General features: G+C 70.5%; 19 protein-coding genes. 12 read left to right on the top strand and 7 right to left on the bottom strand.

Annotated features, from left to right (window positions below; genetic code table 11):
* Positions 1-120: 120 nt before the first annotated feature.
* The 4 genes from SM754_RS10900 to SM754_RS10885 all read left to right on the top strand — a co-directional run bounded on the left by SM754_RS10900 (position 121) and on the right by SM754_RS10885 (position 5709).
* The gene (locus SM754_RS10900; RefSeq protein WP_323676257.1) at positions 121-666 is read left to right on the top strand and encodes an SRPBCC family protein; all 546 of its coding nucleotides are present in this window, start codon (positions 121-123) and stop codon (positions 664-666) included.
* Positions 667-757: 91 nt separating this feature from the next.
* Positions 758-3451 (top strand): DNA mismatch repair protein MutS, encoded by a 2694-nt coding sequence (gene mutS, locus SM754_RS10895; protein ID WP_323676256.1) that lies wholly within the window; start codon positions 758-760, stop codon positions 3449-3451.
* Between the two features lie 291 nt (positions 3452-3742).
* Positions 3743-4765, top strand: a complete 1023-nt coding sequence (locus SM754_RS10890; RefSeq protein WP_323676255.1) for a transcription initiation factor IIB — start codon at positions 3743-3745, stop codon at positions 4763-4765.
* 113 nt (positions 4766-4878) lie between these two features.
* Positions 4879-5709 (top strand): TrmB family transcriptional regulator, encoded by an 831-nt coding sequence (locus SM754_RS10885; RefSeq protein ID WP_323676254.1) that lies wholly within the window; start codon positions 4879-4881, stop codon positions 5707-5709.
* A gap of 29 nt (positions 5710-5738) precedes the next feature.
* Here SM754_RS10885 and SM754_RS10880 read toward each other — a convergent pair whose 3' ends face one another.
* From SM754_RS10880 to SM754_RS10870, 3 genes are all read right to left on the bottom strand, one after another.
* Complete coding sequence (locus SM754_RS10880; RefSeq protein ID WP_323676253.1) at positions 5739-6203, bottom strand: cupin domain-containing protein; 465 nt, start codon at positions 6201-6203, stop codon at positions 5739-5741.
* 142 nt (positions 6204-6345) lie between these two features.
* Positions 6346-7083 (bottom strand): endonuclease NucS, encoded by a 738-nt coding sequence (gene nucS / locus SM754_RS10875; protein ID WP_323676252.1) that lies wholly within the window; start codon positions 7081-7083, stop codon positions 6346-6348.
* Between the two features lie 25 nt (positions 7084-7108).
* Positions 7109-7648 carry a DUF6735 family protein gene (locus SM754_RS10870; protein WP_323676251.1) on the bottom strand — a complete coding sequence of 180 codons (540 nt, stop codon included), beginning with the start codon at positions 7646-7648 and terminating at the stop codon, positions 7109-7111.
* A gap of 194 nt (positions 7649-7842) precedes the next feature.
* Between SM754_RS10870 and SM754_RS10865 the strand changes: the two genes are divergently transcribed.
* Positions 7843-9513 carry an outer membrane protein assembly factor BamB family protein gene (locus SM754_RS10865; RefSeq protein ID WP_323676250.1) on the top strand — a complete coding sequence of 557 codons (1671 nt, stop codon included), beginning with the start codon at positions 7843-7845 and terminating at the stop codon, positions 9511-9513.
* A 90-nt stretch (positions 9514-9603) separates the two neighbouring features.
* Positions 9604-10551, top strand: a complete 948-nt coding sequence (gene hutG, locus SM754_RS10860) for a formimidoylglutamase (RefSeq protein WP_323676249.1) — start codon at positions 9604-9606, stop codon at positions 10549-10551.
* Positions 10552-10567: 16 nt separating this feature from the next.
* On the opposite strand, the gene SM754_RS10855 is transcribed toward hutG, so the two are convergent.
* Together SM754_RS10855 and SM754_RS10850 are read right to left on the bottom strand one after the other, a co-directional pair.
* Positions 10568-12262 (bottom strand): PKD domain-containing protein, encoded by a 1695-nt coding sequence (locus SM754_RS10855; protein WP_323676248.1) that lies wholly within the window; start codon positions 12260-12262, stop codon positions 10568-10570.
* Positions 12259-14997 carry a M14 family zinc carboxypeptidase gene (locus SM754_RS10850; protein ID WP_323676247.1) on the bottom strand — a complete coding sequence of 913 codons (2739 nt, stop codon included), beginning with the start codon at positions 14995-14997 and terminating at the stop codon, positions 12259-12261. The genes SM754_RS10855 and SM754_RS10850 overlap by 4 nt, the downstream gene beginning before the upstream one ends.
* A gap of 147 nt (positions 14998-15144) precedes the next feature.
* Between SM754_RS10850 and SM754_RS10845 the strand changes: the two genes are divergently transcribed.
* Complete coding sequence (locus SM754_RS10845; protein ID WP_323676246.1) at positions 15145-15567, top strand: PaaI family thioesterase; 423 nt, start codon at positions 15145-15147, stop codon at positions 15565-15567.
* 5 nt (positions 15568-15572) lie between these two features.
* Here the strand turns inward: SM754_RS10845 and SM754_RS10840 are convergent, their stop codons facing one another.
* The gene (locus tag SM754_RS10840) at positions 15573-17024 is read right to left on the bottom strand and encodes an MATE family efflux transporter (RefSeq protein WP_323676245.1); all 1452 of its coding nucleotides are present in this window, start codon (positions 17022-17024) and stop codon (positions 15573-15575) included.
* A 283-nt stretch (positions 17025-17307) separates the two neighbouring features.
* On the opposite strand from SM754_RS10840, the gene SM754_RS10835 reads away from it, so the two are divergent.
* Both SM754_RS10835 and SM754_RS10830 read left to right on the top strand, forming a co-directional pair.
* On the top strand, positions 17308-18063 hold the full coding sequence (locus SM754_RS10835) for a DNA-directed RNA polymerase subunit epsilon (RefSeq protein ID WP_323676244.1): 756 nt from the start codon (positions 17308-17310) through the stop codon (positions 18061-18063).
* 178 nt (positions 18064-18241) lie between these two features.
* A complete protein-coding gene (locus SM754_RS10830; protein ID WP_323676243.1) occupies positions 18242-19246 on the top strand; it encodes a ZIP family metal transporter in 1005 nt (334 codons plus the stop codon).
* A 37-nt stretch (positions 19247-19283) separates the two neighbouring features.
* Here SM754_RS10830 and SM754_RS10825 read toward each other — a convergent pair whose 3' ends face one another.
* On the bottom strand, positions 19284-20066 hold the full coding sequence (locus SM754_RS10825) for a response regulator (protein WP_323676242.1): 783 nt from the start codon (positions 20064-20066) through the stop codon (positions 19284-19286).
* A gap of 369 nt (positions 20067-20435) precedes the next feature.
* Here SM754_RS10825 and SM754_RS10820 point away from each other — a divergent pair, with 369 nt between their 5' ends.
* The 3 genes from SM754_RS10820 to SM754_RS10810 all read left to right on the top strand — a co-directional run bounded on the left by SM754_RS10820 (position 20436) and on the right by SM754_RS10810 (position 22501).
* A complete protein-coding gene (locus SM754_RS10820) occupies positions 20436-21020 on the top strand; it encodes a biotin transporter BioY (RefSeq protein ID WP_323676241.1) in 585 nt (194 codons plus the stop codon).
* 61 nt (positions 21021-21081) lie between these two features.
* Positions 21082-21780, top strand: a complete 699-nt coding sequence (locus SM754_RS10815) for an energy-coupling factor ABC transporter ATP-binding protein (RefSeq protein ID WP_323676240.1) — start codon at positions 21082-21084, stop codon at positions 21778-21780.
* Between the two features lie 13 nt (positions 21781-21793).
* Positions 21794-22501 (top strand): energy-coupling factor transporter transmembrane component T family protein, encoded by a 708-nt coding sequence (locus SM754_RS10810; protein WP_323676239.1) that lies wholly within the window; start codon positions 21794-21796, stop codon positions 22499-22501.
* Positions 22502-22585: the final 84 nt, after the last annotated feature.

Raw genomic sequence — 22585 nt, 5'->3', positions numbered from 1 at the left:
TGAAAAACCGTGCGGAACCGTCCCGTCTCGTCGTACGGCGACGAGGCGAGTGGCGCGAGAGGAACGCACCCGTTCTGGTTGCAGGCAAGGTTCATGTCGGCGCCGTCCTTGCCTGCGGACGTGACGGTCATCGAGGTGTCCACGACGGTCGACGTGCCCCCGAGAGAGGCGTACGCGTTCGTGCTGGACTTCGAGGGACACGCCGACTACAGCGAGTTCGTCAGGGACGTCGCGCGTCGGGGCGACGGGAGCGTCGGCACGCGCTTCGACATCGAGCTGTCGTGGTGGAAGCTCTCGTACACGTTCCCGACGCAGGTGACCGGCCTCGACGCGCCGTCTCGCATCGGGTGGCGGACGCCGAACGGGTTGCACGCCCGCGGCGCGTGGCAGTTCGACTCCGTGGAGTCCGGGACCGACGGCGGCGACGAGTCCGGGAACGGAGAGGACGCCGGCGGAACGGGCCCGTCGACGCGCGTGACGCTGCGCGCCGAGTACGACCGGTCGCGGTCGCGGCTCCCGCGCCTCCCGCCGCTGGTGTCGGTCGACGACGTCCTCTCGCGCCTGAAACCCGTCGTCCGACGGGAGGCACGAAAGGTCTTCGAGCACGCCGTCGCGGACCTCGAAGGCGAGCGACGGCGGGTCACGCTCGACGTCGACGTGTACTGACCGCGCTGGCGACCGCCTCACGGGAGGACGGGACGCGTTGGGGCGACGGGGTTCCGTGAGGTTCTTCCCGTCCGGTACCGGAGTCGCGGGCATGGAATCGGCGCTGGGGCCGCCGCCGGAGATGGCGGAGATAGCCGACGAGTTGACGCCGATGATGAGCCAGTACTTCGAGCTGACCGACCGGTACGACGACGCGCTCGTGCTCTTCCAGGTCGGGGACTTCTACGAGGCGTTCTGCGACGCGGCGCGCGCGGTCTCGCGGACGTGCGAGGTGACGTTGACGAAGCGCGAGGACAACACGGGCCGGTACGCGATGGCTGGGGTCCCGATAGACAGCGCCGAGAGCTACATCGAGCGGCTGCTCGACGCGGGCTATCGCGTCGCCGTCGCGGACCAGGTGCAGGACCCCGAGGAGACGACGGGGGTCGTCGACCGTGCGGTGACGCGCGTGGTGACGCCGGGGACGCTCACGGAGGACGAACTCCTCGGTGGCGCGGACAACAACTTCGTCGCCGCGCTCGCGAGCGGGTACGGGCTCGCGGTCCTCGACGTCTCCACGGGTGACTTCTACGCGACGAACCCGACGTCGCCCGCCGCGGTCGCCGACGAGATCGGGCGGTTCGGGCCCGCGGAGGCCATCGTCGGCCCGGACGTCTCGGCGGACGCGTTCGACGCGGACTGCATGGTGTCGCCGTACGACGAGGCGGCGTTCGAGCGCGACGCCGCGGCCGAGCGCGTCGCCGAGTACTTCGGGGACCCGGACGCGTACGGGCTGTCGGACGCGGAGATACGGGCCTGTGGCGCGCTGCTGTCGTACGCGGAGTACACGCGCGGCGGCGGCGGCGCGGCGACCGGCGAGATACCCGAGGACCCTGAGGACGCGGACGAGCGCGAGCGTCTCGGGTACCTGAATCACCTGACGCGCTACGACCCGCGCGAGTACGTGGTGCTCGACCCCACCGCGCTCGAATCACTCGAGCTGTTCGAGCGCCGGAGCGTTCGCGGCGTCGAGGGGGCGACGCTCGCGGGCGTGCTCGACGAGACTGCGAACGCGCTCGGTCGACGCCGGCTCACGGAGTGGCTTCGCCGCCCGCTACTGGACCCCGAGCGCATCGAGCGCCGGCACGACGCCGTCGCGGAACTCAAGCACGACGTCGTCACGCGCGAGGCACTCCACGACGCGCTCCGGGACGTCTACGACCTGGAACGCCTCATCTCGCGGGTCTCCCGGGGGCGAGCGAACGCGAGGGACCTCCGGTCGTTGAAGGAGACGCTCGACGTCGTCCCCGAACTGAAGTCGACGCTTTCGGGCGCGGAGAGCGACCTCCTCGTGGACGTCCGTGAGAGCCTAGACGAGCTCGGCGAGGTCCGCGACCTCGTCGGGAGCGCGATCCGCGAGGAACCGCCGATCGAGGTGACGGAGGGCGGCGTGATCCGCGAGGGGTACGACGACGAGCTCGACGCGTTGCGGTCGACCGAGCGCGACGGGAAGCAGTGGATCGACGACCTGGAGGCGCGCGAGCGCGAGCGGACCGGTATCGACTCGCTGAAGGTCGGGCGGAATCAGGTCCACGGGTACTACATCGAGGTGACGAACCCGAACCTCGACGCCGTCCCCGAGGACTACCAGCGTCGACAGACGCTGAAGAACTCCGAGCGCTTCTACACGCCGGCGTTGAAGGAGCGCGAGGACGAGATCATCTCCGCGGCTGAGCGCGCCGACGCGCTGGAGTACGAGCTCTTCCGCGAGGTTCGGGCGTCGGTCGGCGAGGAGACCGAGCGCGTGCAGGGGGTCGCGGACCGCGTCGCGCGCCTGGACGTCCTGGTGTCGTTCGCGGACGTCGCGGCGCGATACGATTACTGTCGACCGGCGTTCTCGGAGTCGGGGTTCGACGTCGAGGCGGGGCGGCATCCGGTCGTGGAGCGCACGCAGGAGTCGTTCGTGCCGAACGACGCGCACTTCGACCGCGAGGAGTTCCTCGCGGTCGTCACGGGCCCGAACATGAGCGGGAAGTCGACGTACATGCGGCAGGTGGCGTGCATCTGTATCATGGCGCAGGCGGGGAGTTTCGTGCCGGCGGCGTCGGCGGACCTCCGCGTGGTCGACCGCGTGTTCACGCGCGTGGGGGCGAGCGACGACATCGCGGGCGGGCAGTCGACGTTCATGGTGGAGATGACGGAGCTCGCCGACATCCTCTCGGAGGCGACCCGGGATTCGCTCGTGCTCCTCGACGAGGTTGGTCGGGGGACGAGTACGACGGACGGGCTCGCCATCGCGCGGGCGGCGACGGAGTACGTGCACGACGAGGTGGGGGCGGTGACGTTGTTCGCGACGCATCATCACGAGCTGACGGCGGTGGCCGAGGACCTCCCGGGGGCGTTCAACCTGCACTTCGCGGCGACGGAGACGAGCGACGAGGTCCGGTTCGACCATTCGGTTGCGCGCGGGGCGGCGACGGCGTCGTACGGCGTCGAGGTGGCGCAGGCGGCTGGCGTCCCGGAACCGGTGCTGGACCGTTCGCGCGAGCTGCTCGCGGCGCGCGAGTCGGTCGACGAGACCGAGTTGCCTGCTGGCGTCGCGGACGGGGATCGGTCGTTCGGTGAGAGTACGGGAAGGAATCGATCGGTCGACGAGCGTGCGGACGCGACGCTCGACGAGTTCGTCGAGGGGTCGGGTGCTTCGGACTCGGTTGCACGCCGGCTCCGGGACGTGAACGTCGCGGACACGACGCCCATGGAGGCGCTCGCGTTGCTCGACGAGCTCAAGCGCGAACTCGACGACTGACGGCCGTTACCGAACTGGTTGGGTATAGGCGACTTTTCCGATGGCGTCGTACGGGTAGTTGAATCACTCACCGGGGCATCGACGCACGCCTCGGCCGAACGGACGGGCTGCGAACCGGCGGTGATTCGCTGGCGTCCCGAACGCCCACCCCGTCCGAGAACGACCGACGTGAGGACCTTCCTCAACCAGCAGAGTCTGTTACTATCTCCGTAGTCTACAGTCGGTACTATTATAGTAGTAGAGATTCTACGTGGTGGTACAGAACGGGCCCGACCGCCCGGACCTATACCGATGACAGAAACGACGTTCACGACGCTGACCGAGCGGGGTCGTACCGAGCGCGAGGGTGCCACCCGGCGACGCGAGGAGGAGGCCCACCGCGAGACCACCGACGAGGCCGTCGACGAGGAGACGTGCCCGGAGTGCGGCGGCGAGCTCCAAGCCGACCAGACCCACGGCGACACGGCGTGCCGCGACTGCGGGCTCGTCGTCGAGGAGGACGAGGTCGACCGCGGCCCCGAGTGGCGCGCGTTCGACGCCAGCGAGAAGAACGAGAAGTCCCGCGTCGGCGCACCGACGACGAACCTCATGCACGACAAGGGGCTGTCGTCCGTCATCGACTGGCAGAACAAGGACGCCTACGGCGGCCAGCTGTCGGCGCGCAAGCGCCAGCAGATGCAGCGCCTCCGCACGTGGGACGAGCGGTTCCGCGCGCAGAGCGCGAAGGACCGGAACCTCAAGCAGGCACTCGGCGAGATAGAGCGCATGTCGAGCGCGCTCGACCTCCCGGACACCGTCGCGGAGACCGCGGGCGTCATCTACCGGCGCGCGCTCGAAGAGGACCTCCTGCCCGGTCGGAGCATCGAGGCGGTCGCGACGGCGTCCGTGTACGCGGCCGCCCGCCAGTCCGACGTCCCGCGGAGTCTCGACGAGTTCGAGCCCGTGAGTCGCGTCGACCGCCGCGAGTTCGCTCGCGCGTACCGGTACGTCGCCCGCGAGCTCGAACTCGCGATGGAGCCGACGAACCCCGACGACTTCCTCCCGCGGTTCTGCTCGCAGCTCGACGCGAGCGAGGAACTGAAGCGACGCGCCACGGACCTCCTGTCCGCGGGGAAGCGCGCGCACGTCCACAGCGGCAAGAGTCCCTCGGGACTCGCAGCGGCCGCGATCTACGCGGCGAGCCGGCTCCTCGACCAGGAGTTCACGCAGGAGGAGGTCGCTGAGGTCGCGGACGTCAGCGCCGTCACCATCCGGAGTCGCTACCGCGAGCTGCTGCGTGCAGCGGACGACCAGAAGTACGCGACCGCCGACTGACCGAGCCGGCGAACCCCCGTGGATGGACGCTGACGCGGGCGAGCGTCGAGTAACGACTTTCAGTACGCGATTGTAACCACCGAGAAAGCAATGGACCGAACGAGAGGCCGAACATGACAGAGTACGGTACCGTCGACGCCGTCCCCGAGACCGAGTCGCTCCTGGAGGCGCTCGGGTTCACGGAGTACGAGGCGAAGTGCTTCGTGGCGGCGACGCGCGTCGGGACCGGCACAGCGAAGGAGGTGAGCGAGGTCGCCGACGTCCCGCGGGCTCGCGTCTACGACTGTATGGAGTCCCTCGCCGAGCGCGGGCTCGTCGACGTGCAGGAGGCGAACCCGAAGAAGTACCGAGCGGTCCGCCCGGAGACCGCGGTGGCGACGCTCCAGCGCGCGTTCGAGGACCGGTTCGACCGGTTGAACGAGCTGTTACCGGAGTTGCACGCGACGGCGCGCGAGTCCGAGGACGGCGACGACGTCTGGGTCATCGAGGGCGGTGCGGACGTCGCCGAGCGGATGGTGGCGTTGATCGAGGACGCCGACGAGTCCGTCGTCGTCGCTATCGGCGCGGAGGGACTGCTCTCTGCGGAGTTGCTCGCGTCGCTCGTCGCGGCGAACGAGCGTGGGGTGTCCGTGACGGTCGGATCGCCGGGCGAACCGATACGCGACCGGGTCGTGGACTCGCTCCCGGATGCGAGCGTGCAGGAGACGTGGACGTGGTGGAAGTCGTTCCCGATCCGTCCGGGCGCGGTGTCGAGCGTCCTGCTCGTGGACGGGCGGGCGCTCCTCGTCAGTAGCGACGACCCGAGTTCGCTCCCCGGGCGCGAGGGACATCGGGCGGTGTGGACGGACGGCGCGAACACGCCACTGGTCGGGCTCCTCCGTCCGCTCCTCGAACGAGCGGTTCGCGGGGAGGCGCAGACGACGGGCGAGCCGTCGCCGGTGTAGAACGAGTCGGCCGGGGGTCGGTCGCGGGGTCAGTCCATCTCGACGACGGTCCCGCACTCCGGGCATTCGAGGTGCTGGCCGTCCTCCGTCATCACGAACTGTAGCGAGTCGGCGTCCCCGCACTCGCGGCACTCCATGGGGACGCGGACGTCCGTGCTCCCCTGCGGGGCGCCGAGCGCGAGGACGACCGCGTCCTCGTCGGTCTCGTTCTCGCTCGTCTGGTACTCGCCGGGCGCGAACCGGACGGCCTCGTGCGGCCCGACCGCGTGCTCGCCGTCGGGCGTCCGGAACGTCACCGTCCCGTCGACCACGTAGAACACCTCCTCCTGGTCCATGTGCGCGTGCATCCCGCCCGAGAGCGACTGCTCGGGTTCGAGCCGGTAGTAGTTGATTGCGAGGTCGGTGGCGTTCAGTGCGTCGGTGAGACCGCGCCGGTCGACGTCCTCGCCGGCGAAGAACCGCGGTTCGACGTCGTCGATGTCGACGTGCTCCATGTGGCGGGCTACTGGCGTCTCCCGTGAATCGTTTCCGGTCCACCGCATCGGCTTCCGGTTCTGGCCCACCGCATCGACTTTCGGTTCCGGCCCACCGCATCGGCTTCCGGTTCCGGCCCACCGCATCGGCTTCCGGGTCCCGTCAGTCGCGGGGTGGGTCGACGGCGGCGAAGTCCAGGCCGTGGTCGCCGAGCAGTCGTCTGGCACGCGGCGTCACCCCGGGCGCGACGAGGACGCCTCTCGGGCTGGCGTCGCCGTGGAGGTCCGCCGCGAGCGCGTCGACGTACCGGGCGAGTTGCGAGACCGCGTCCGGGCCGGCGCGGTCGCGCTTGAGTTCGACGACGACCGGCTGGCCGTCCGCGGCCTCGGCGTACACGTCCACGGGGCCGGCCGGCGTGTCCCGTTCCGTGGCGAGCGGCCGGAGCCCGGGTTCGACCAGGGCCGGTCGTTCGAGGACGCGTTCCTTCAGGTCGGCCTCGGTCCCGCTCGGCGCGTCCGTCTCGTGGTCGTCGACGTCGAAGGCGGTTGCGAGTTCGACGGTGTCGAACCGCGCGACGAGCTGGTCGGCCCCCGAAGGCGGGCCGGCGGCGACGACCAGTTCGCCGGTGTCGTCGTCGACGCGGACGTCGACGCGGTCGCCGTCGGGTTGCGGGTGGAGTGGGCGATGGCCGCTCGGGCCGTGGACGAGGACGGTCCCGTCCGGCTTGCACGTGGCGTGCCGTCGCGCTCGCGGATGCTCGCGGGACGTCCGCGTCCTGGACTCGACGGTGCACGCGCCGACGAGCGTCACGTACGCACCTCCGCGGAGCGCGTCCGCGAGGAACGCGCGCGCTCTCGTCGGCGTCGGCGTCCGGAGCGTCTCGACGGCCTCGTCTGGCACGACCGCCCGTTGTCGCGGCCGATGGTTAAGCCTCTCGCGTCCGCGGCGGTATCGGTTCGAGGCGACGGCCGTCGACGTCCGCTTCGAGCGCGTCGTAGAGCCGACGGTGCGTGCGCTCGCGCTCGGCGGCGTCGACCGCAGCGTCGTCGGTCGGGAGTCCGGACGCGGTCGCGCCCCGACGCCACGCTCGCAGCTCTCGCGCGTCGACGGTCGGGTCGCGTTCGCGTCTGAGCGACACCAGCGCCCCGCCGTACGCGGACGTCGGCGCGTCGCCCCAGAACGCGAGCGGTTCGAACGCGCGAACGCAGTACGCGTCGCTGACGACGAACGCCGCCTCGTGCGCGATCGGGTCGACGTAGTCGGCGGCGACCGCGGCGAGGTCGTCCGCGACACCGACCGGTCCCGGTCTGACCCGCGACGGCCCGTCGTCGCCGCGACTGCCGCCCAGCGGCGTCGACTCGGTTATCGCTTCGAGCAACCGGTAGCCGTACGCACCCCACTGCGAGTACCGGACGGTGAACCCACCGGCCGGTCGTTCGTACGCGACGAGCGCTCGATGCCCCACTATCGGTCCCTCCGAGACTGCATGGCGACTGTGGCCGCGGCCTCGTACTTGAACTGGCGGTCCGGTCGGTCGAGCGCTGCCGGTCCTCGTGGTTCCGTCGACGCCGGTCTCCCTGGCGCCCGGTTCACATCATTCAGTCGACGATATGCTGTAACATATTTGTAGGTCCACCACCTGAGTGGCACCGAACGGGCATGTCTGGCGAGACGAACGTTGACGACAGGGTGGCGTCGTGGGGATTCGCGCAGGGGACCGACGCCGAGGAATCGACGGACAAAACGACTGATGGGGCAGCAGCAGGCGGTCGCGAGGCGGGCGTCGGACGGTCGGGGGCGACGCGACGCGCCGTGCTCGCTGCGACGTCCGGAGCCGTCGGCGCGCTCGGGCTCGGCAGTGCGACAGCGGCTGCGCGGGCGGGAGCGACGAGTGGACGGGGGTCGTCGGCGGACGACGACGTCGGCGGGACCGCCACGCCGACGGAATGGCTGATGAACGGGTTCGACCTCCGGAACTCGCGGTTCCCGCGGGACGCGAACGCTCCCACGGGCGGCATCGAGGAGTCGTGGTCGTTCGACGTGAGCGTCGACCACGTCGACGGTGGGACATACAAGAACGGTCGCGTCGAGTACGCACCGCCGACGGTCGCCGACGGGAAGGTCCTCGTCGGCGACGGGTCGCTACGGTCGAACCGGAACTTCCTGCACGCCATCGACAAGGACACCGGCGAGCACGTCTGGCGGAAGCCGATGCCGGAGATGAACACCGCACCCGCCGTCGGTGAAGGTCGCGTCTTCGCCGCAGGTAACGCGTCCTTCGTTGTCGGCATCGACCTCGAGACGGGCAAGGAGCAGTGGAAGTGGGGGACCGCCGACATCGTTCGGTCGTCGCCGAAGTACCACGACGGGAGCGTGTACGTCGGCTGTGACGACGATACGTTCTACGCGCTCGACCCCGAGGAGGGGTTCAGTCAGTGGGAGCACGACACCAGCGACGACGCTAACGGCCTCCGGATGTACGGGAGTCCGGCGATACACGACGGCGTGGTGTACGTGAGCACGTGGGGACCGGAGGGGGAGCCGTCGTACATGTACGGGCTGGAGGCGGACGACGGCGACGAGGTGTGGAAGCAGACGCTCGGCTTCGGGACCGGTGGGGCGGCACCGCCGGCGGTCGGCGAGGGGTACGTATTCGTGCCCAACGGCGGCCGTGGGCGGATGGAGGCGTACGACCTAGGGAGCGGTCGGGAGCTCGCTTGGCAGAAGCAGGACTTCCAGTTCGCGCCCTGGAACGGTCCGGCGGTCGCCGACTGCCGTGTGTTCGTCGGTTCCTACGGCGGGCACGTGACGGCGATGGACGTGGAGACGGGCGAGTGGGCGTGGCGGTCGGATACGCGCGCTCCGGTCGAGATGCCGGTGGTCGTAGCGAACGGGACGGTGTACGCGGTCGACCGCCGCGGCTGGCTGTACGGGTTCGCGGCCAAGGGCGGCGAGAAGCGGTTCGAGTACCGCATCGGTGACCTGGCGACGACGACGCCGCGAGCCGTCGACGGCGACCTGTTCGTGGCGTCGAGCGACGACGTGCAGCGGTTGACGGGCGACACCGAGTCGTTCTCCGTCGGGACGGCGTGCGAGCCGGAGCCGACGACGACGGCGACGCCGACGACCACGGAGACCGCCGAACCGACGGAACCGCCGACGACGACGGTCGAGACGACGCGTACCGAGGCGATGGACGATGCGGCCGCGACGACGACCGGCGGGGCTGGTGAATCGCCGGGGTTCGGGGTCGGGGCTGCGGCGAGCGCGCTCGCGGCGGCCGCTGGCGTCGCACTGCGGCGTGCGCGTCGCGACGACGACGCGGAGTGACGGCGACGGCGTCGACGACGGCGGCGCGATGGTGACCGGTCGTCGACCGAAAGCCGGCCCTTGAAGGACGCTGCGAGCGAACCGGGTGCCATGGCTGTGTTCACGGACCCGCCGGCGTGGCGACCGACGAGCGAGGACCCGGTCGACGACCAGTTCGGGCACCTCGTCGAGGGGACGACGCTCGACGACGCGGACGCGTACGACGCGGTGCTCGTGGGCGTCCCCTACGACGGCGCCGTCATCTCGCGGCAGGGGGCGAGCGAGGGACCGGCCGCGATTCGCGGGGCGCTCGCGTCGACGAAGACGCATCACTTCGACGCCGGTCCCGTCGACTCGCTCGGTGACCTCGGGAACGTCGCGCTCCCCGCGACGGAGTCGACCGCTGTCGTCCAGGGGGCGGTCGCTGACACGACGCGCGACGTCCACGACGTCGGGGCGACGCCGGTGTTCCTCGGTGGCGACAACTCGACGACGTACGCGAACGCCAGCCCGTTGCTCGACGAGACGGTCGGTGCGGCGACGGAATCCCTGGGCGTCGTCTCCTTCGACGCGCACCTCGACTGTCGACAGGTCCGCGGGGACCCGACGAGCGGGTCACCGTATCGACAGCTCCACGACGACGGGCTGGACGCGCTGAGCGTGGTCGGGGCGCGACACTTCGAGACCTCCACGGGGTACCACGACTTCGTCCGCGACAACGACTACGAGCTCGTGACCGCCGAGGAGGTCGGTGACGACGACGTCGACGCTGTCGACCGTGCACTCGACGCGCTCGGCGACGTCGACCAGGTGTACGTGAGCGTCGACATCGACGTCCTCGACGCCGCCTACCCCGGGTCGAGCGCGCCGACGCCGGGCGGTATCACGACGCGCGAGCTGTTCCGGATGGTCAGGGTCGCCGCGAGCGACGACCGTATCGCCGGGTTCGAGGTCGTCGAGACCGCTCCGCCCCTCGACGAGAACGACCGGACGGTCGACGCGGCCGCCAGAACGGTCGCGCACTTCCTCGCGGGACTGCAGGCCCGACCAGGCGGGTGAGGAGCCGTTCGAGCGCTCAGCGCCCGAGCTCGTCGACGTCGAGCCGGTAGGTGCCCGAGCCGTCCGCGGCGACGACGAGGAGACCCATCGACGTGGTCGCGTCGACCGAGTCCGTCGTGACCGCCTCCTGCGCGTCCGCGCTCGCGGACCGGACGTCGTAGTCCGACGTCGTCGGCGTCCGCCCGTCGAGGGTGACGTAGAGGTCGAAGTCAGCGGCGCTCGGGCCGTCGACGGTCACGGTGACCTCGCAGGGGTCGCTCGTCTGCGTCTCGTACGTGTAGTCCTCGCTGCCGCCGCTCCACCAGAAGCGCCCTTCGGTGCCGGCGGTCTCGCGGGTCGAGCCGCAGTCGTCGCCGGATTCGACGGTGACGGTCCGCGTGGCGGTGTCGGTCGCGCCGTCGTCGTCCGTGACGGTGAGCGTCACCGCGTACTCGCCGACGGCGGCGTACGCGTGGGTCGCGCTCTCGCCGCTCGCGGTGGCGTCGTCGCCGAACGTCCAGTCGTAGCTCGCGATCGAGCCGTCCGCGTCCGTGGAGTCGCTCGCGTCCACGGTCACGGGGTCGTCCACGCTGACGGTCGCCGCGTCCACGGTGAACGTCGCGGTCGGCGGGTCGTTCGGGGCCGGACCGTCGCCGTCGCCGGTCCCGACCTCCTCGATGTCGAGCGCGAACGAGCCGCTGCCGTCGTAGGCGTCCACGAGCACGCCGAGGACGTCCTTGGCGCCGAACGCGCTCCCCTCGACGACGATCTCCTCGTCGCTCCCGTAATTGTACGACCGGTCGTCGTAGTCCGCGGTCGTCGGCGTCCGCCCGTCGTACGTGACGTAGAGGTCGAAGTCGGTGCCGGCGTCCGCGGACAGCGACAGCGTCACCTCGCAGGGGTCGGCGGTCCGCGCGGCGTACTGGTACGTGGAGCCGGCCCCGGTACCGTCCAGAGTGCCTTCCTCGGTCCGGGTCCGCGTGACGTTGCAGTCGCCGCCACCGGATTCGACGGTCACGGGCTTCGTCGCGGTGTCGGTCGCACCGTCGTCGTCCGTGACGGTGAGTGTGACCTCGTACTCGCCGGCGGTGTCGTAGGCGTGCGACGCGGTCTGGCCGTCGGCGCCGGCGCCGTCACCGAACGTCCAGGCGTAGCTCGCGACCGAGCCGTCGGGGTCCGTGGAGTCGCTCGCGTCCACGTCCACGGCGTCGCCGACGGTCACCGTCGTCGCGCTCGCGGTGAACGACGCCGTCGGGCGCTCGTTCCCGCCGCCACCGCCGTCGTCCGCCGTGGTCTCCGTGACGTCGAGCGTCCACGACCCGCCGTTCGTGTACGAGTCAACGAGCACGCCGAAGGTCGCGTTCGCGTCCGCGTTCTCGGCGTCGACGGTCACGCGCTCGCCCGAGGTGAGCGACGTCTTCGAGCGCGCGTCGAAGTCCGACGTCGTCGGCGTTCGCCCGTCGTACGTGACGTAGAGGTCGAAGTCTGTGGCGTCCTCGCTGGCGAGGTCGAACGCGACCTCGCAGGGGTCGCTCGTCGCCGCGTCGTAGGTCAGGGTGTCGGCGTCGTCCGCGCCGGAGAGCGAGCCGGTGCGCGTCGTCGTCTCCGTCGCCCCGTCGCACGCCGCGGCACTGGCGGTCGCGGTGGACGCGAGAGTCCCGACCGCGAGCCCGCTCGCGCCGACCGCGGTCGACCGCAGAATGGAGCGACGCGTCGGTTCGTCGTCGCTCATCGCGACCCACCTCCGTTGGCCGCGGGCCGGTCCCCGCTGGCCGCGAGCTGGCCCCCGTCGCCCGCGGGCCGTTCCCCGCTGGCCGCGGGCTGGTCGTGGCCGAGCGCGTTCACCAGCAGTCGGTGGCCCATCGAGGACAGCGCCGACCCGTACAGGCCGAACGGATGCAGGTTCTCCTGCCCGGGAGCGGGCAGGAGGCTCCCGACGACGACGACCCCGTCGAGTTCGCCGAGGACGACGTCGCCGTCGGTCGTCGCGGCGATATCGCCGCCCGCCGACCGGAACGCGGACTCGTCGACGAGCGACAGCTCGGCCTCGTTCCGCGTCCGGTAGCCGAGCGGTGTCGCCTTCCAGACCTCCGTCTCGATGTCGCGCACGCCGTCGAGGAGGCGACCGCCTTGCTTGCGGTCGAGCGTCGCGGCGTTCCGGGTGACGCGCCGGACGTCAGCGTCCGCGATGGCGCTGGCGCCGCCGGCGTCGAGTGCGCCGAGCAGTCGCGTGCCGGTGTCGGTGACGACGAGCCGACCGCCGGCGTTCACGAACGCCTCGACGGCGGCCACGTACGCGGCGTCGTCCGCGCCGTCGTCGTGCGAGACGACGAGGTTGTCGACCGCGGGCGTCCCGCCGTCGACGAGCGCGCCGTTCGCGACCGCGTCCACGGACTCCGCGGCGACGCCGTCGGCCGCGAGCGCGTCGCCGTACGCGTCCAGGTACGACAGTGGCGTCACCTCGTAGGGCCGCTGCTCGTACCCGAGGACGGCCATCGGTGCCGGTGCGCCGTCGGCGACGACTCGCGTCGTCCGGACCGCGACCGTCGTCGCCGCGTCCGCGTCGAGGTCGAGCGACCAGTTGCCCGCCGGTGCGTCGTCGACGCCGACGCGCGCGCCGTGCTGGAGGCCGCCGCCCGTCGCGGCGAGCGTCGCCCGGTCGCTGCCCGTCGGGTCCCGGAGGCGAGCGCGGACCTCGCGACCGTGCGCGGGCGTCACGCCGACGTGCAGTCGACCACCCGACCCCGCACGCTCGGGATTGGCGGCTGCGCCGTCGAGCGCCACCGTCGTCCCGTCCTCGGGGACCTGCACGGTGAACGCGTCGCGTTCGACGCGCGTCGAGCGGTCGACGCGCAGGTCCGCGGAGGTCCGCGTGAGGGCGTCCGAGTCGACGTACGCGGTCGACCGCCCCTTGGAGTCGATTGTGCCGTCCGTGGTCGCGCCCGCGTTCCGGACCAGTTCTCGCATGCACGTCCGGTACGCGACCACGTGCACCTCGTTCAGTCCCGGGATGAACGCCATCTCGCCGCCGTTGCGGTTGTCGAGCGCCATCTCGAAGGAGATACCCATCGCGTCGACGCCACCGGACTCGATAGCGTCCGAGAACCACGACCCGAAGCCCCCGGTCGTCGTGTACCCGATGGTGTCGAGGATGGTGCCGTACGCGTAGCTGGTCTCGGGAATCCCTCGCGTTCGGGGGGCGCGCGCGTCGGCGCCCTCACCGAGCGCGGCCTCGTTCTCCGACAGCAACGGCCCCACCGACGCCGCGAGCGCGTCGTCGAGCGCGTCGTTCAGCGCGTCGAGCTTCGCGTGCTCGACCGGCTGATAGCTGTCGTTCATCAGCAGTCCCTCGACCATGTTCTCGGAGCCGAACATCCCGTGGAAGTCCGCGGCGAACGAGTAGTTCTCGTACTCGCGCAGCGCCTCGACGACGCCGAGCGCGTCCGGGACGGCGTCGGTGTACCGCGCGTCGACGTCGCCGTCGATGCCGGGGTCGTCGTCGACGAGGTTCGACCCGTTCGGGTCCGCGGGGTTGTGGTCGGGGTCGACGTACCCGACGGTCGGGTACTGGCGGTTCGGGTCGACGCCGCTCGCGTTCACGCGCTTGAACGTCGACGACGCGCCGTCGACGTCGGTGAGTCGACTCCGCGACGCCCAGCCGTCGGGGTTCGGGAGGACGAACAGCACCGCGACGTCGTCCAGTCGGCTCTCGACGTCGGGTTCGTTCCCGTCGAGGACGTCCTCGAGGAATCGCAGGCCGGCTTCGACGCCGGACCGTTCGTCGCCGTGGATGCCGAGCGAGCACAGGACCTTCGTCTTCGCCGCCATCGCCGCGTCGTCGTCGACGTCGTTAGTCAGTTCGACGAGCGTCACGTCGTACCGCTCCGGGCTGTCGGTGACGACGTCCGTGTGACCGGGGCTCTGCCCGACGGTTCGGACGTTCACCCTGTTCGGGTTGTCCGCGGCGAGCGCGTCGATGCCCGCGAGCGCCTCGTCGTACGCGATGTAGTCCATCGCGTCCGTCGAATCGGGGAACACGCGTTCGGGGTACGCGTCGAGCTGCCAGAACGGGTTCGCGCCGGGCGCGAACCGCATCGCCTCGACGCCGGCGGTCTGGTACACGCGCACGGCCTCAGACCGCGTCAGTTCGACGTACGCTCCCGGTACGGGGTCCGTGACGGACCGGAAGCCGGTGCCTTCGTCGGCAATCTGGTCCAGCGTCGCGGCGTCGGCCACCTGGACGCTCGTGGGGATGCGCTCGCCGAGTGGGACGGTCCGGTAGAGGTACTCGAAGTCGGTTCCGACGGTCGTCGAGGACGGCGATTCGGCTGCCTCGGCGAGCGAGGTCCCGCGCGTGGCCCCGCCCGCGGCGGCGACGGTGGCGCCGACGCCAGCGAGGAACCGGCGTCTGCTCACCGCGGTCTTCGGGGGTGTCGAATCGTCGTGTCGTGGGTCGTCTCCTGCCATGCCACAAGTTACTTCCGCGAATACGCGTTTAAAATCTTGTAAAGAGGAACCGGAATAGATGACGTGGCAGCGACACGACTGGAACGGGACCGTACCGGACGAGGGGCGCTACCAACCTTCTTGTCCACGGGCTTCGATGACGGCAGCATGGACGTATCCGAGCGGTTCAACGAACGGTATCCCTTCGGCGAGCACGTCGGACTCGAGGTCACCGAGGTCGGCGACGGCCGCGCGAAGGGCACCATCGAGCTCGCGGACCACCACTCGCTCTCCGAGTCGACGCAACTCGCGCACGGCGCCGTCCCGTTCGCGCTCGCGGACTCGCTGTCCGCTGCCGCACTCGCGTCCGTCGAAGGGAACCCCGGGCCGACGCTCGACGTCCGCATCGACTACGTGCGCCCGGCGACCGGCGACATCCACGGCGAGGCCGTCGTCGACCGGTACGGCGACGACACGGGCGTCGTCGAGGCGGAACTCCACGACGACGACGGCAACACGGTGGCGAAGACCCGCGGCGTCTACAAGACGAACCTGGTCGAGGGGAAGAACCCGTTCGTGGACTCGGACTGACCCGGTCAGTCGTCGGCGACGGGCGAGTCGGGCCGGTACTCTTGACTGATCGCCTTCCACTTGCCCGAGCGGTACCGCCAGAAGTTGATGATGGCGGGCACGAGCGCCTCACCGAGGAACGACAGGTAGAGCCCGGCGATACCGACCGCGGGGACGACCGCACCGACGTACGCGAGCGGGATGGCGAACCCGACCATGCCGACGACCTGACTGTAGAACGTGATGTTCGTGTCCCCGGACGCGTCGAGGGGGCCCGCGGCGGTGCCCTTCACGCTCTGGGCGAGCACGGCGACGCACGCGGCGTACGTGAGTCCGACGGCGGTCGGGACGGTGTTCGGGTCCGCGTCGGGGCCGACGAACAGTTCGACGATGGGTTGGGCGAACGCGGCGACGACGACCGCGAACACGGCGTACGTCGCGAGCGAGAACACGAGGATGTCGTTCGCGTACGCCTCCGCGTCCGCCTCGTCGCCCTCGCCGAGCTCCTGGCCGACGAGGCTGGACGCGGCGAGCGCGAACCCCCAGCCGGGCGTGTTCATCAGGCCGAGGATGCGGCGGACGATGACGTACGCCGCGACGACGCTCGGCCCGAACAGGGCGACGATGGCGAGCATCGGGAACTTCGCGATCGTCCACACCGAGTTCCGACCGACGACGGGCAGCCCGATCTCGAAGACGTCCCTGATGGTATCCCGGTCGAGGTACGTCCCGAACGGGTCGACCGTCACGGGGAGGTCGCCGACGCCGGGGATGCGGCCGGCGAGGAGCGCGAGCACGAACGTTATCGTGACGAGGACGTTCGCGAGGACCGTCCCGAGTGCGGCACCCGTGACGCCCATGTCGAGCGCGAAGATGAACACCGCGTTCGCGACGATGTTGACGATGGCGCCGCCGCCACGGACGAGCATCGGCGTCCAGGCGTCGTCCGCGCCGATGAAGATGCGGCTCCCGACGAGGTTCAGGCCGGCGAACGGCACGCCGAACGCGACGACGCGGAGGTAGTCCGCGCCGGCGCGCGTGGTGGCGGCGTCGTTCGCGATGAGCGCGACGAGTTCCCCCGGGACGGCCGCGAACAGCGCGGCGACGGGGAGGGTGAGCGCGAGGACGATGACGGCGCTCGACCGGATCGCTTGCCCGATCTCGTCGTGCGCGTTCGCGCCGAAGCCCTGCGAGACGAGCGCGATGGTGCCCGCGGCGAACCCGCCGCCGAGCGAGAACGCGATCCCCCAGAACGGGCCGGCGAACCCGACGCCCGCGATGGCGACCTCGCCGACCGCGATGCCGACCATCGCGACGTCGACGGCGTTCTTGCTCATCCGCGCCAGGCCGGTGACGATGCGCGGCCAGGAGAGGTCCGTCGTCCGCACCACGTGCTCGCGACGCACCAACCCCAAGCGGGCGAGGAGGATGCCGACGCCGAGCAGCAGGAGGCGGACGGGATTCTGGTACCGGACCACTACCAGTACGTATTTCGATTCGAAAACATAGGGGTTTCCTTCGCGGAACGCCTCGTGACGCATTCGTTCGGGACCCCTTTGCACGGGTAGCGGTCACAGACGGTGCGCTGGACGGCGAGGGCGACTGCGAGGAGGAGACCACACTCCCGGCATTCGTTTAAGTCATTCTGGTCGCAATGGGTCATAGTGAGGAGGTTGGCGCCGATGGTCGGCGTCGAAGATTGTTCGTTCTGCCGTCTGTGGTCCCACGGTTTAAGTACCGGCGGGGCCGTATCGTCGTCGTATGACCGAGCGGTCAGCCACGTCCGTCGACGACCCGAGGGACGTGGACGACGGGTTCGAGCGCCGGGACGTGAGTGCGGGACCGGGAGACGGGTCGCTGTCGCGCGTGGACGCCGTGAAGGACGAGCGCTTCCGGCGGTGGGACGTGGCCACGCCCGCGGCGACCATCATCGGTCGCGCGGAGTCCGCGGACGGGGACGTCGGCGAGAACCTGCGGCGGTTGCACGACGAGCAGCATCCCGCGATGGCTGGCCACAGCGCTCGCATGCATCGACTGGAGAAGGCTCGCATCACGCACGCGTACGCGTCGACGCTCGACGTGACGCCGTGGGAGCGCGATCGCGCGATGGGAATCATGGTGGACCTGGACCTGACGGTGTTCGGCCAGCAGCGCGCCATCGAGAAGGTGTCGCTGGTCGTCCTGAAGTATGTCGTCGACGACGAGCGCGAGCGCCGTCTCGGCTTGCAGGACCAGGCGTTCGTGGCGGGCCTGAATCCCGACGAGATGTCGTCGCTGTACGATCGCTACGAGTCGCTGTCCGACGAGGAGCGGTTCCAGGAGCTCATGGACGCGCAGGACCTGACGGTCACGAACGTCAATCGGTTGGAGCGCACGCTCCGCGAGCAGGTCGTGGAGCAGGACCTCGAAGGGGCCGTTCTCGGTCGGTCCCCGTACCGGGACCCTGCGATGCCGGACGTCCGCGACGACGACGACGCGGCGTCCGACGTGCCCGAGGGAGCCGCCGACTCGGCGTGAGTGGCGTCGGCGATGGGCGGTGTGTCGTTCTTCGACCGTGTCGTCGGTCCGTGGAGGGTGATGCTCGTGCGCGAGCGGCGCGTCCGGTCGCGAGTCTTCGGTGCGCCTAGCACCTAGGCCGACCAAAACCTACCAGCGATATGAAAGTTTTTATCGTCGTGCCGGACCGAGTTCCGATATGGTGGACCTCGCCGCGGTCACGTTCGTGTTCTTCGCCGGCCTCGTCACGGCGATAGCCACCGGACTGGGCGCGATACCGTTCTTCCTCGTCGACGACGTCAGCGACCGCTGGAACGTCGCACTCTGGGGCATCGCCTCGGGTATCATGCTCTCCGCCTCGCTCTTCGGGCTCGTCCGCGAAGGCCTCCAACAAGAGGGAGTCATGCAAGGCCCGAACGTGGAGGTCCCGTGGCTGCTCATCCTCGGGCTGCTCGCCGGCGTCGTCCTCGTCGTCGTCGCGAACCGCGTGCTCGAAGGCGTCGACGTCGGCGGTAGCGACGCGACCACGGACGGCGGCGAACCGGTCGTCGAACACGACACGGCGGACGGCGACGAACACGGACACGACACGGCGGACGACCACGGACACGGCGAGGGCGACGATCACGGTCACGGCGCGAGCGAGGACCACGGACACGACGACCACGGTCACGACCACGGGTTCGACCCGGCCGCGTTCGCCGAGGCGGACCTGAAGAAGCTCGTGCTCATCCTCGGCGTGCTCACCGTGCACTCGTTCCCCGAAGGCGTCGCCATCGGCGTGTCCTTCGCGGAACTCGGACTCGATGGCGGCGTGACGATGTTCGGCCTCGCCATCCCCGTGCTCGCCATCTTCATGACGATCGCGATAAGCATCCACAACATCCCCGAGGGACTCGCGATCTCCATCCCGTTGCGCTCGATGGACGTCAGCGAGTGGCGGATGGTCGGCGCCGCGGTCTTCTCCAGTCTCCCCCAGCCCATCGGCGCCGTCATCGCGTTCCTGTTCGTCCGCGTCGCCGAGGAGTTCCTCCCGTTCGGGTTCGGGTTCGCCGCCGGCGCGATGGTGTACCTCGTCCTCACCGAGTTCGTCCCCGAGGCGCTCGAAGCCGGCGCGTCGCTCGAAGGCAAGGGCTACCGGGAGCTGACCGCCGGGCTCGTCGGCGGCTTCGTGGTGATGGTCCCCCTCCTGTACGTCGCCTGAACCGAGAAGTCCGCGTCGACGACCTCCGGGTCGAACGTCAGTCGGCGTACGTGTCGATCTCCTCGCCCGTCGCGAACACCACCACGACGCGCTCGACCGTGCCGTCGGCTCCGACGAGCGGTTCCGCGTTCAGGACGATCTCCTGTCGTTCGTCCGCCACCTCGATGACGTACCGTTCCGCGCGCACCTCCTCGCCGGACGCGATGACGCGCGCCACCGGCAACTCGTCGGCACCCAGGCTGTCCCCGGCCTCGGAGTGGAGCGTCCAGTCGCTCGAACCGTACGTCCTGACGTGCAGCGACTCGGTCGGCATCCGGAGGAGGTCGCGCGCGCGCCGGTTCGCGACCTCCACGTCGCCGTCCTGGTCGTGAACGACGATTGCGACGGGCGTCATCTCGACGATCCGGTCGACGAGCGTCCGCTCGCGGTCCAGTTGCCGTTCGGCGTGATACCGGTCGATGGCGTTCAGCACGCGGTTCGCGAGCACCTCGTACTGGCTGGCGTCCGTCGACTTCTGGAGGTACTCCGTGACGCCCTTCGAGATAGCCTCGCTCGCGACGGCCTCGCTCCCCTTCCCGGTGAAGAGCACGAACGGGAGGTCGGGGTGCGCGTCTCGGACCGCTTCTAGGAACGCGAGCCCGGTCATCCCGGGCATGTCGTAGTCGCTGACGACGCAGTCGGCGTCGTCGAGAGCGGGCAGTGCGTCGTCCGGGTCGGTGAACCCGGTGGCGGTGACGTCACCGTGACGTTCCAGTTGCGTCGCCGTCAGTTCGGCGAACGCCGGTTCGTCGTCGACGCACACCACCCGAGACGGTGTCATGGGTTCCCTCTAGCGCTCCACAAGCAAGGTGATTACGCCTCTGCGGCCGGGGGAGCGGTGTCCGTCCGCGGGTCGCCGACCGGGTTCGGTGTCGCGCTCGGCCCGCCCGCCGCCGGTTACCGCATCCGGTTCTGGGAGGCGGTTCCGTTCGCGTTCGTCGCGATGCTCGCCGCGCTCGCGTTCGGTCGACGTACTCGCGGGTGTACGAGACCGCGCCCGTCGGTGACGACAGAGTCCAGTCGAACGCGGAGTGACTCGAACGGTCGTGGAACCGAGCCCCCACGACGCCCCGTATACCGAAGTCTTGAACGTGGTTGACGACAGACGTCGGTGCATGTTCCAGGTTCCGGTCAACCGCAGGTGGGTTCGATGAGCACGCAGACGGAGAACGTCGACCTCGTCCCGGGAGAGGTCGCGGTGAACGTGGCGCGAGCGGCGATGCTGGCCGCGCTCGTCGGCGCGTTCGCGTACGTGAGCTTCCCGAACCCGGTGAGTCCGGCGGCGAACGTGACCCTCCAAGTCCTCGGCGTGTTCCTCGCGGGGGCGCTCCTCGGCCCGCTATGGGGTGGTGCGTCGCTCCTCCTCTACCTCGTCGCCGGCGCGCTCGGCGCGCCCATCTTCAGCGGCGGCGCGGCCGGCTTCGGGCACCTGGTGGGCGCGACCGGCGGGTACCTGCTCTCGTACCCCGTCGCCGCGGCGCTCGTCGGCGCCGTCGCCCACGGTGGCCTCGCCCCGATGGCGCGCACGGAGATTCCCGTGTGGCGCCTGGTCGCCGGGATGGTCGCCGGGACCGTCGTCATCTACGCGCTGGGCATGGGCGGCCTGATGGTCGTCGCCGGTTACTCGCTGTCCAAGGCGTTCGCCGTCGGTGCGGCCGCGTTCATCCCGGCGGAGCTCGTGAAGCTCGCCGCCGCGGTCGGCATCGTCCGCAGCGACGCACTCGCCGTCGAATGACCGCGTCCCGTACCGGCGCGTTCCGTCCCAGCGCGTCCCGTACCGACGCGTTCCTCGTCGGATGCTGAGCGTCACCGACGCCACCGTTCGCCGCGGGGACGCGCTCGTCCTCGACGAGGTCTCGGTCGCCATCGACGACGGCGAGTTCGTCGTGCTCGCGGGCGCGAACGGCGCCGGAAAGACGACGCTCGTCCGCCTGTTCAACGGCCTCCTCGAACCCGATAGCGGGTCGGTCTCGGTGAACGGTCGTCCCGTCGACGAGGACCTGGTCGCCGCGAGAACGGCGGTCGGGATGGTGTTCCAGGACCCGCGGGACCAGTTCGTCGCGGCGACCGTCGCGGCGGACGTCGCGTTCGGCCCGGAGAACCTCGGGCTCTCCCACGAGGAGATCCGGTCGCGCGTCGAGCGCGCGCTCGCTGCCGTCGGCCTGGACGGGCGCGGCGAGGAGCGACTGGACGAGCTCTCGGGCGGCGAGCAGTCCCGGGCCGCCATCGCCGGCGCGCTCGCGATGGACCCGGACCACCTCGTGCTCGACGAACCGTTCGCGAGCCTCGACGCCCCCTCGCGCGACGCCGTCCGCGACCGGCTCGCCGACCGACACGCGGCGGGAACGAGCGTCGTCGTCGTCACCCACGACGTCGCCGAGGTCGCGGCGCTCGCCGACCGCGTCGTCGTCCTCGCCGACGGCGGCGTCGTCGCCGACGACTCCCCGGACGCGGTTCGTCGAGCGCTCGACGACGTCGAGGTCAGGGGATGGTGAGGGGCGTCGACTGATGGGGCGATACGAGCCCGGTGACACGCTGGCGCACGCGCTGGACCCGCGGTCGAAGCTCGCGGTCCAGGTCGCGTTCGCCGTCGCGGCGTTCGCGCACACGACGCCGCGGGGACTCGCCGTCCTGTCCGCGGTCGCCGCTGGCGTCCTCGCGAGCGCTCGCCTGTCGCCGGTCGAGGTCGTCCGCGACGTCTGGGTCGTCCTCCCGTTGCTCGTGCTCGCCCCGGTCGTCGAGGGCGCGCGACTCGGCGCCCCCTGGTTCGTGCTCGCGGACGCGCGGTTCCCGGCGCTCGCCGCCTACCGCGTCCTCCTCGTGCTCTTCGTCAGTGCCGCGTACGTGCAAACCACGCCGACGCGGGACTCGCGCGCTGCCGTCCAGTGGCTCGTCCCCGGGCGCGTCGGACAGCTCCTCGGGGTGGGTGTCGCGCTCGTCTTCCGGTTCGTTCCCGTGCTCCTCGACGACGTCCAGCGGTCGCGCGACGCGATGCGAGCGCGGCTGGGGTCGGAGCGCCCGCTCCGCGACCGCATGCGTATCGTCGCGACGAGCGGGCTGAACCGCGCGTTCGAGCGTGCCGACGCGCTCGCCGTCGCCCTCCAGGCGCGCTGTTTCGCGTTCAACCCGACGCTCCCACCGCTCTCGTACGGGTGGCGCGACTACGCGGCGACGGCCGGCGCGCTCGGGCTCGCGGTCGGAGCGCTGGCCGTCTGAAGCCGCCGGTCTGGGTTCGACGCCGACGGAGACCCCGGTCGAGGCCCGGAACCCACCGGGAGTCAGTCTTGTGTGGAAAACACA

It is taken from the genome of Halorubellus amylolyticus (genome assembly GCF_034808145.1).
GTDB lineage: Archaea > Halobacteriota > Halobacteria > Halobacteriales > Natrialbaceae > Halorubellus.
Note: the sequence above shows the minus strand (reverse complement) of the source record. Positions and strands in the feature narration are given on the sequence as shown.

What these genes read in the sequence shown, in the direction of transcription:
- SM754_RS10820 (WP_323676241.1), top strand. Translation starts at nt 20,436, where the DNA reads ATGAGCACGCAGACGGAGAACGTCGACCTCGTCCCGGGAGAGGTCGCG.
- SM754_RS10855 (WP_323676248.1), bottom strand. Translation starts at nt 12,262, where the DNA reads ATGAGCGACGACGAACCGACGCGTCGCTCCATTCTGCGGTCGACCGCG.
- SM754_RS10825 (WP_323676242.1), bottom strand. Translation starts at nt 20,066, where the DNA reads ATGACACCGTCTCGGGTGGTGTGCGTCGACGACGAACCGGCGTTCGCC.
- SM754_RS10885 (WP_323676254.1), top strand. Translation starts at nt 4,879, where the DNA reads ATGACAGAGTACGGTACCGTCGACGCCGTCCCCGAGACCGAGTCGCTC.
- mutS (WP_323676256.1), top strand. Translation starts at nt 758, where the DNA reads ATGGAATCGGCGCTGGGGCCGCCGCCGGAGATGGCGGAGATAGCCGAC.
- SM754_RS10810 (WP_323676239.1), top strand. Translation starts at nt 21,794, where the DNA reads ATGGGGCGATACGAGCCCGGTGACACGCTGGCGCACGCGCTGGACCCG.
- SM754_RS10890 (WP_323676255.1), top strand. Translation starts at nt 3,743, where the DNA reads ATGACAGAAACGACGTTCACGACGCTGACCGAGCGGGGTCGTACCGAG.
- SM754_RS10830 (WP_323676243.1), top strand. Translation starts at nt 18,242, where the DNA reads ATGGTGGACCTCGCCGCGGTCACGTTCGTGTTCTTCGCCGGCCTCGTC.
- hutG (WP_323676249.1), top strand. Translation starts at nt 9,604, where the DNA reads ATGGCTGTGTTCACGGACCCGCCGGCGTGGCGACCGACGAGCGAGGAC.
- SM754_RS10880 (WP_323676253.1), bottom strand. Translation starts at nt 6,203, where the DNA reads ATGGAGCACGTCGACATCGACGACGTCGAACCGCGGTTCTTCGCCGGC.
- SM754_RS10865 (WP_323676250.1), top strand. Translation starts at nt 7,843, where the DNA reads ATGTCTGGCGAGACGAACGTTGACGACAGGGTGGCGTCGTGGGGATTC.
- SM754_RS10850 (WP_323676247.1), bottom strand. Translation starts at nt 14,997, where the DNA reads ATGGCAGGAGACGACCCACGACACGACGATTCGACACCCCCGAAGACC.
- SM754_RS10835 (WP_323676244.1), top strand. Translation starts at nt 17,308, where the DNA reads ATGACCGAGCGGTCAGCCACGTCCGTCGACGACCCGAGGGACGTGGAC.
- SM754_RS10845 (WP_323676246.1), top strand. Translation starts at nt 15,145, where the DNA reads ATGGACGTATCCGAGCGGTTCAACGAACGGTATCCCTTCGGCGAGCAC.
- SM754_RS10815 (WP_323676240.1), top strand. Translation starts at nt 21,082, where the DNA reads ATGCTGAGCGTCACCGACGCCACCGTTCGCCGCGGGGACGCGCTCGTC.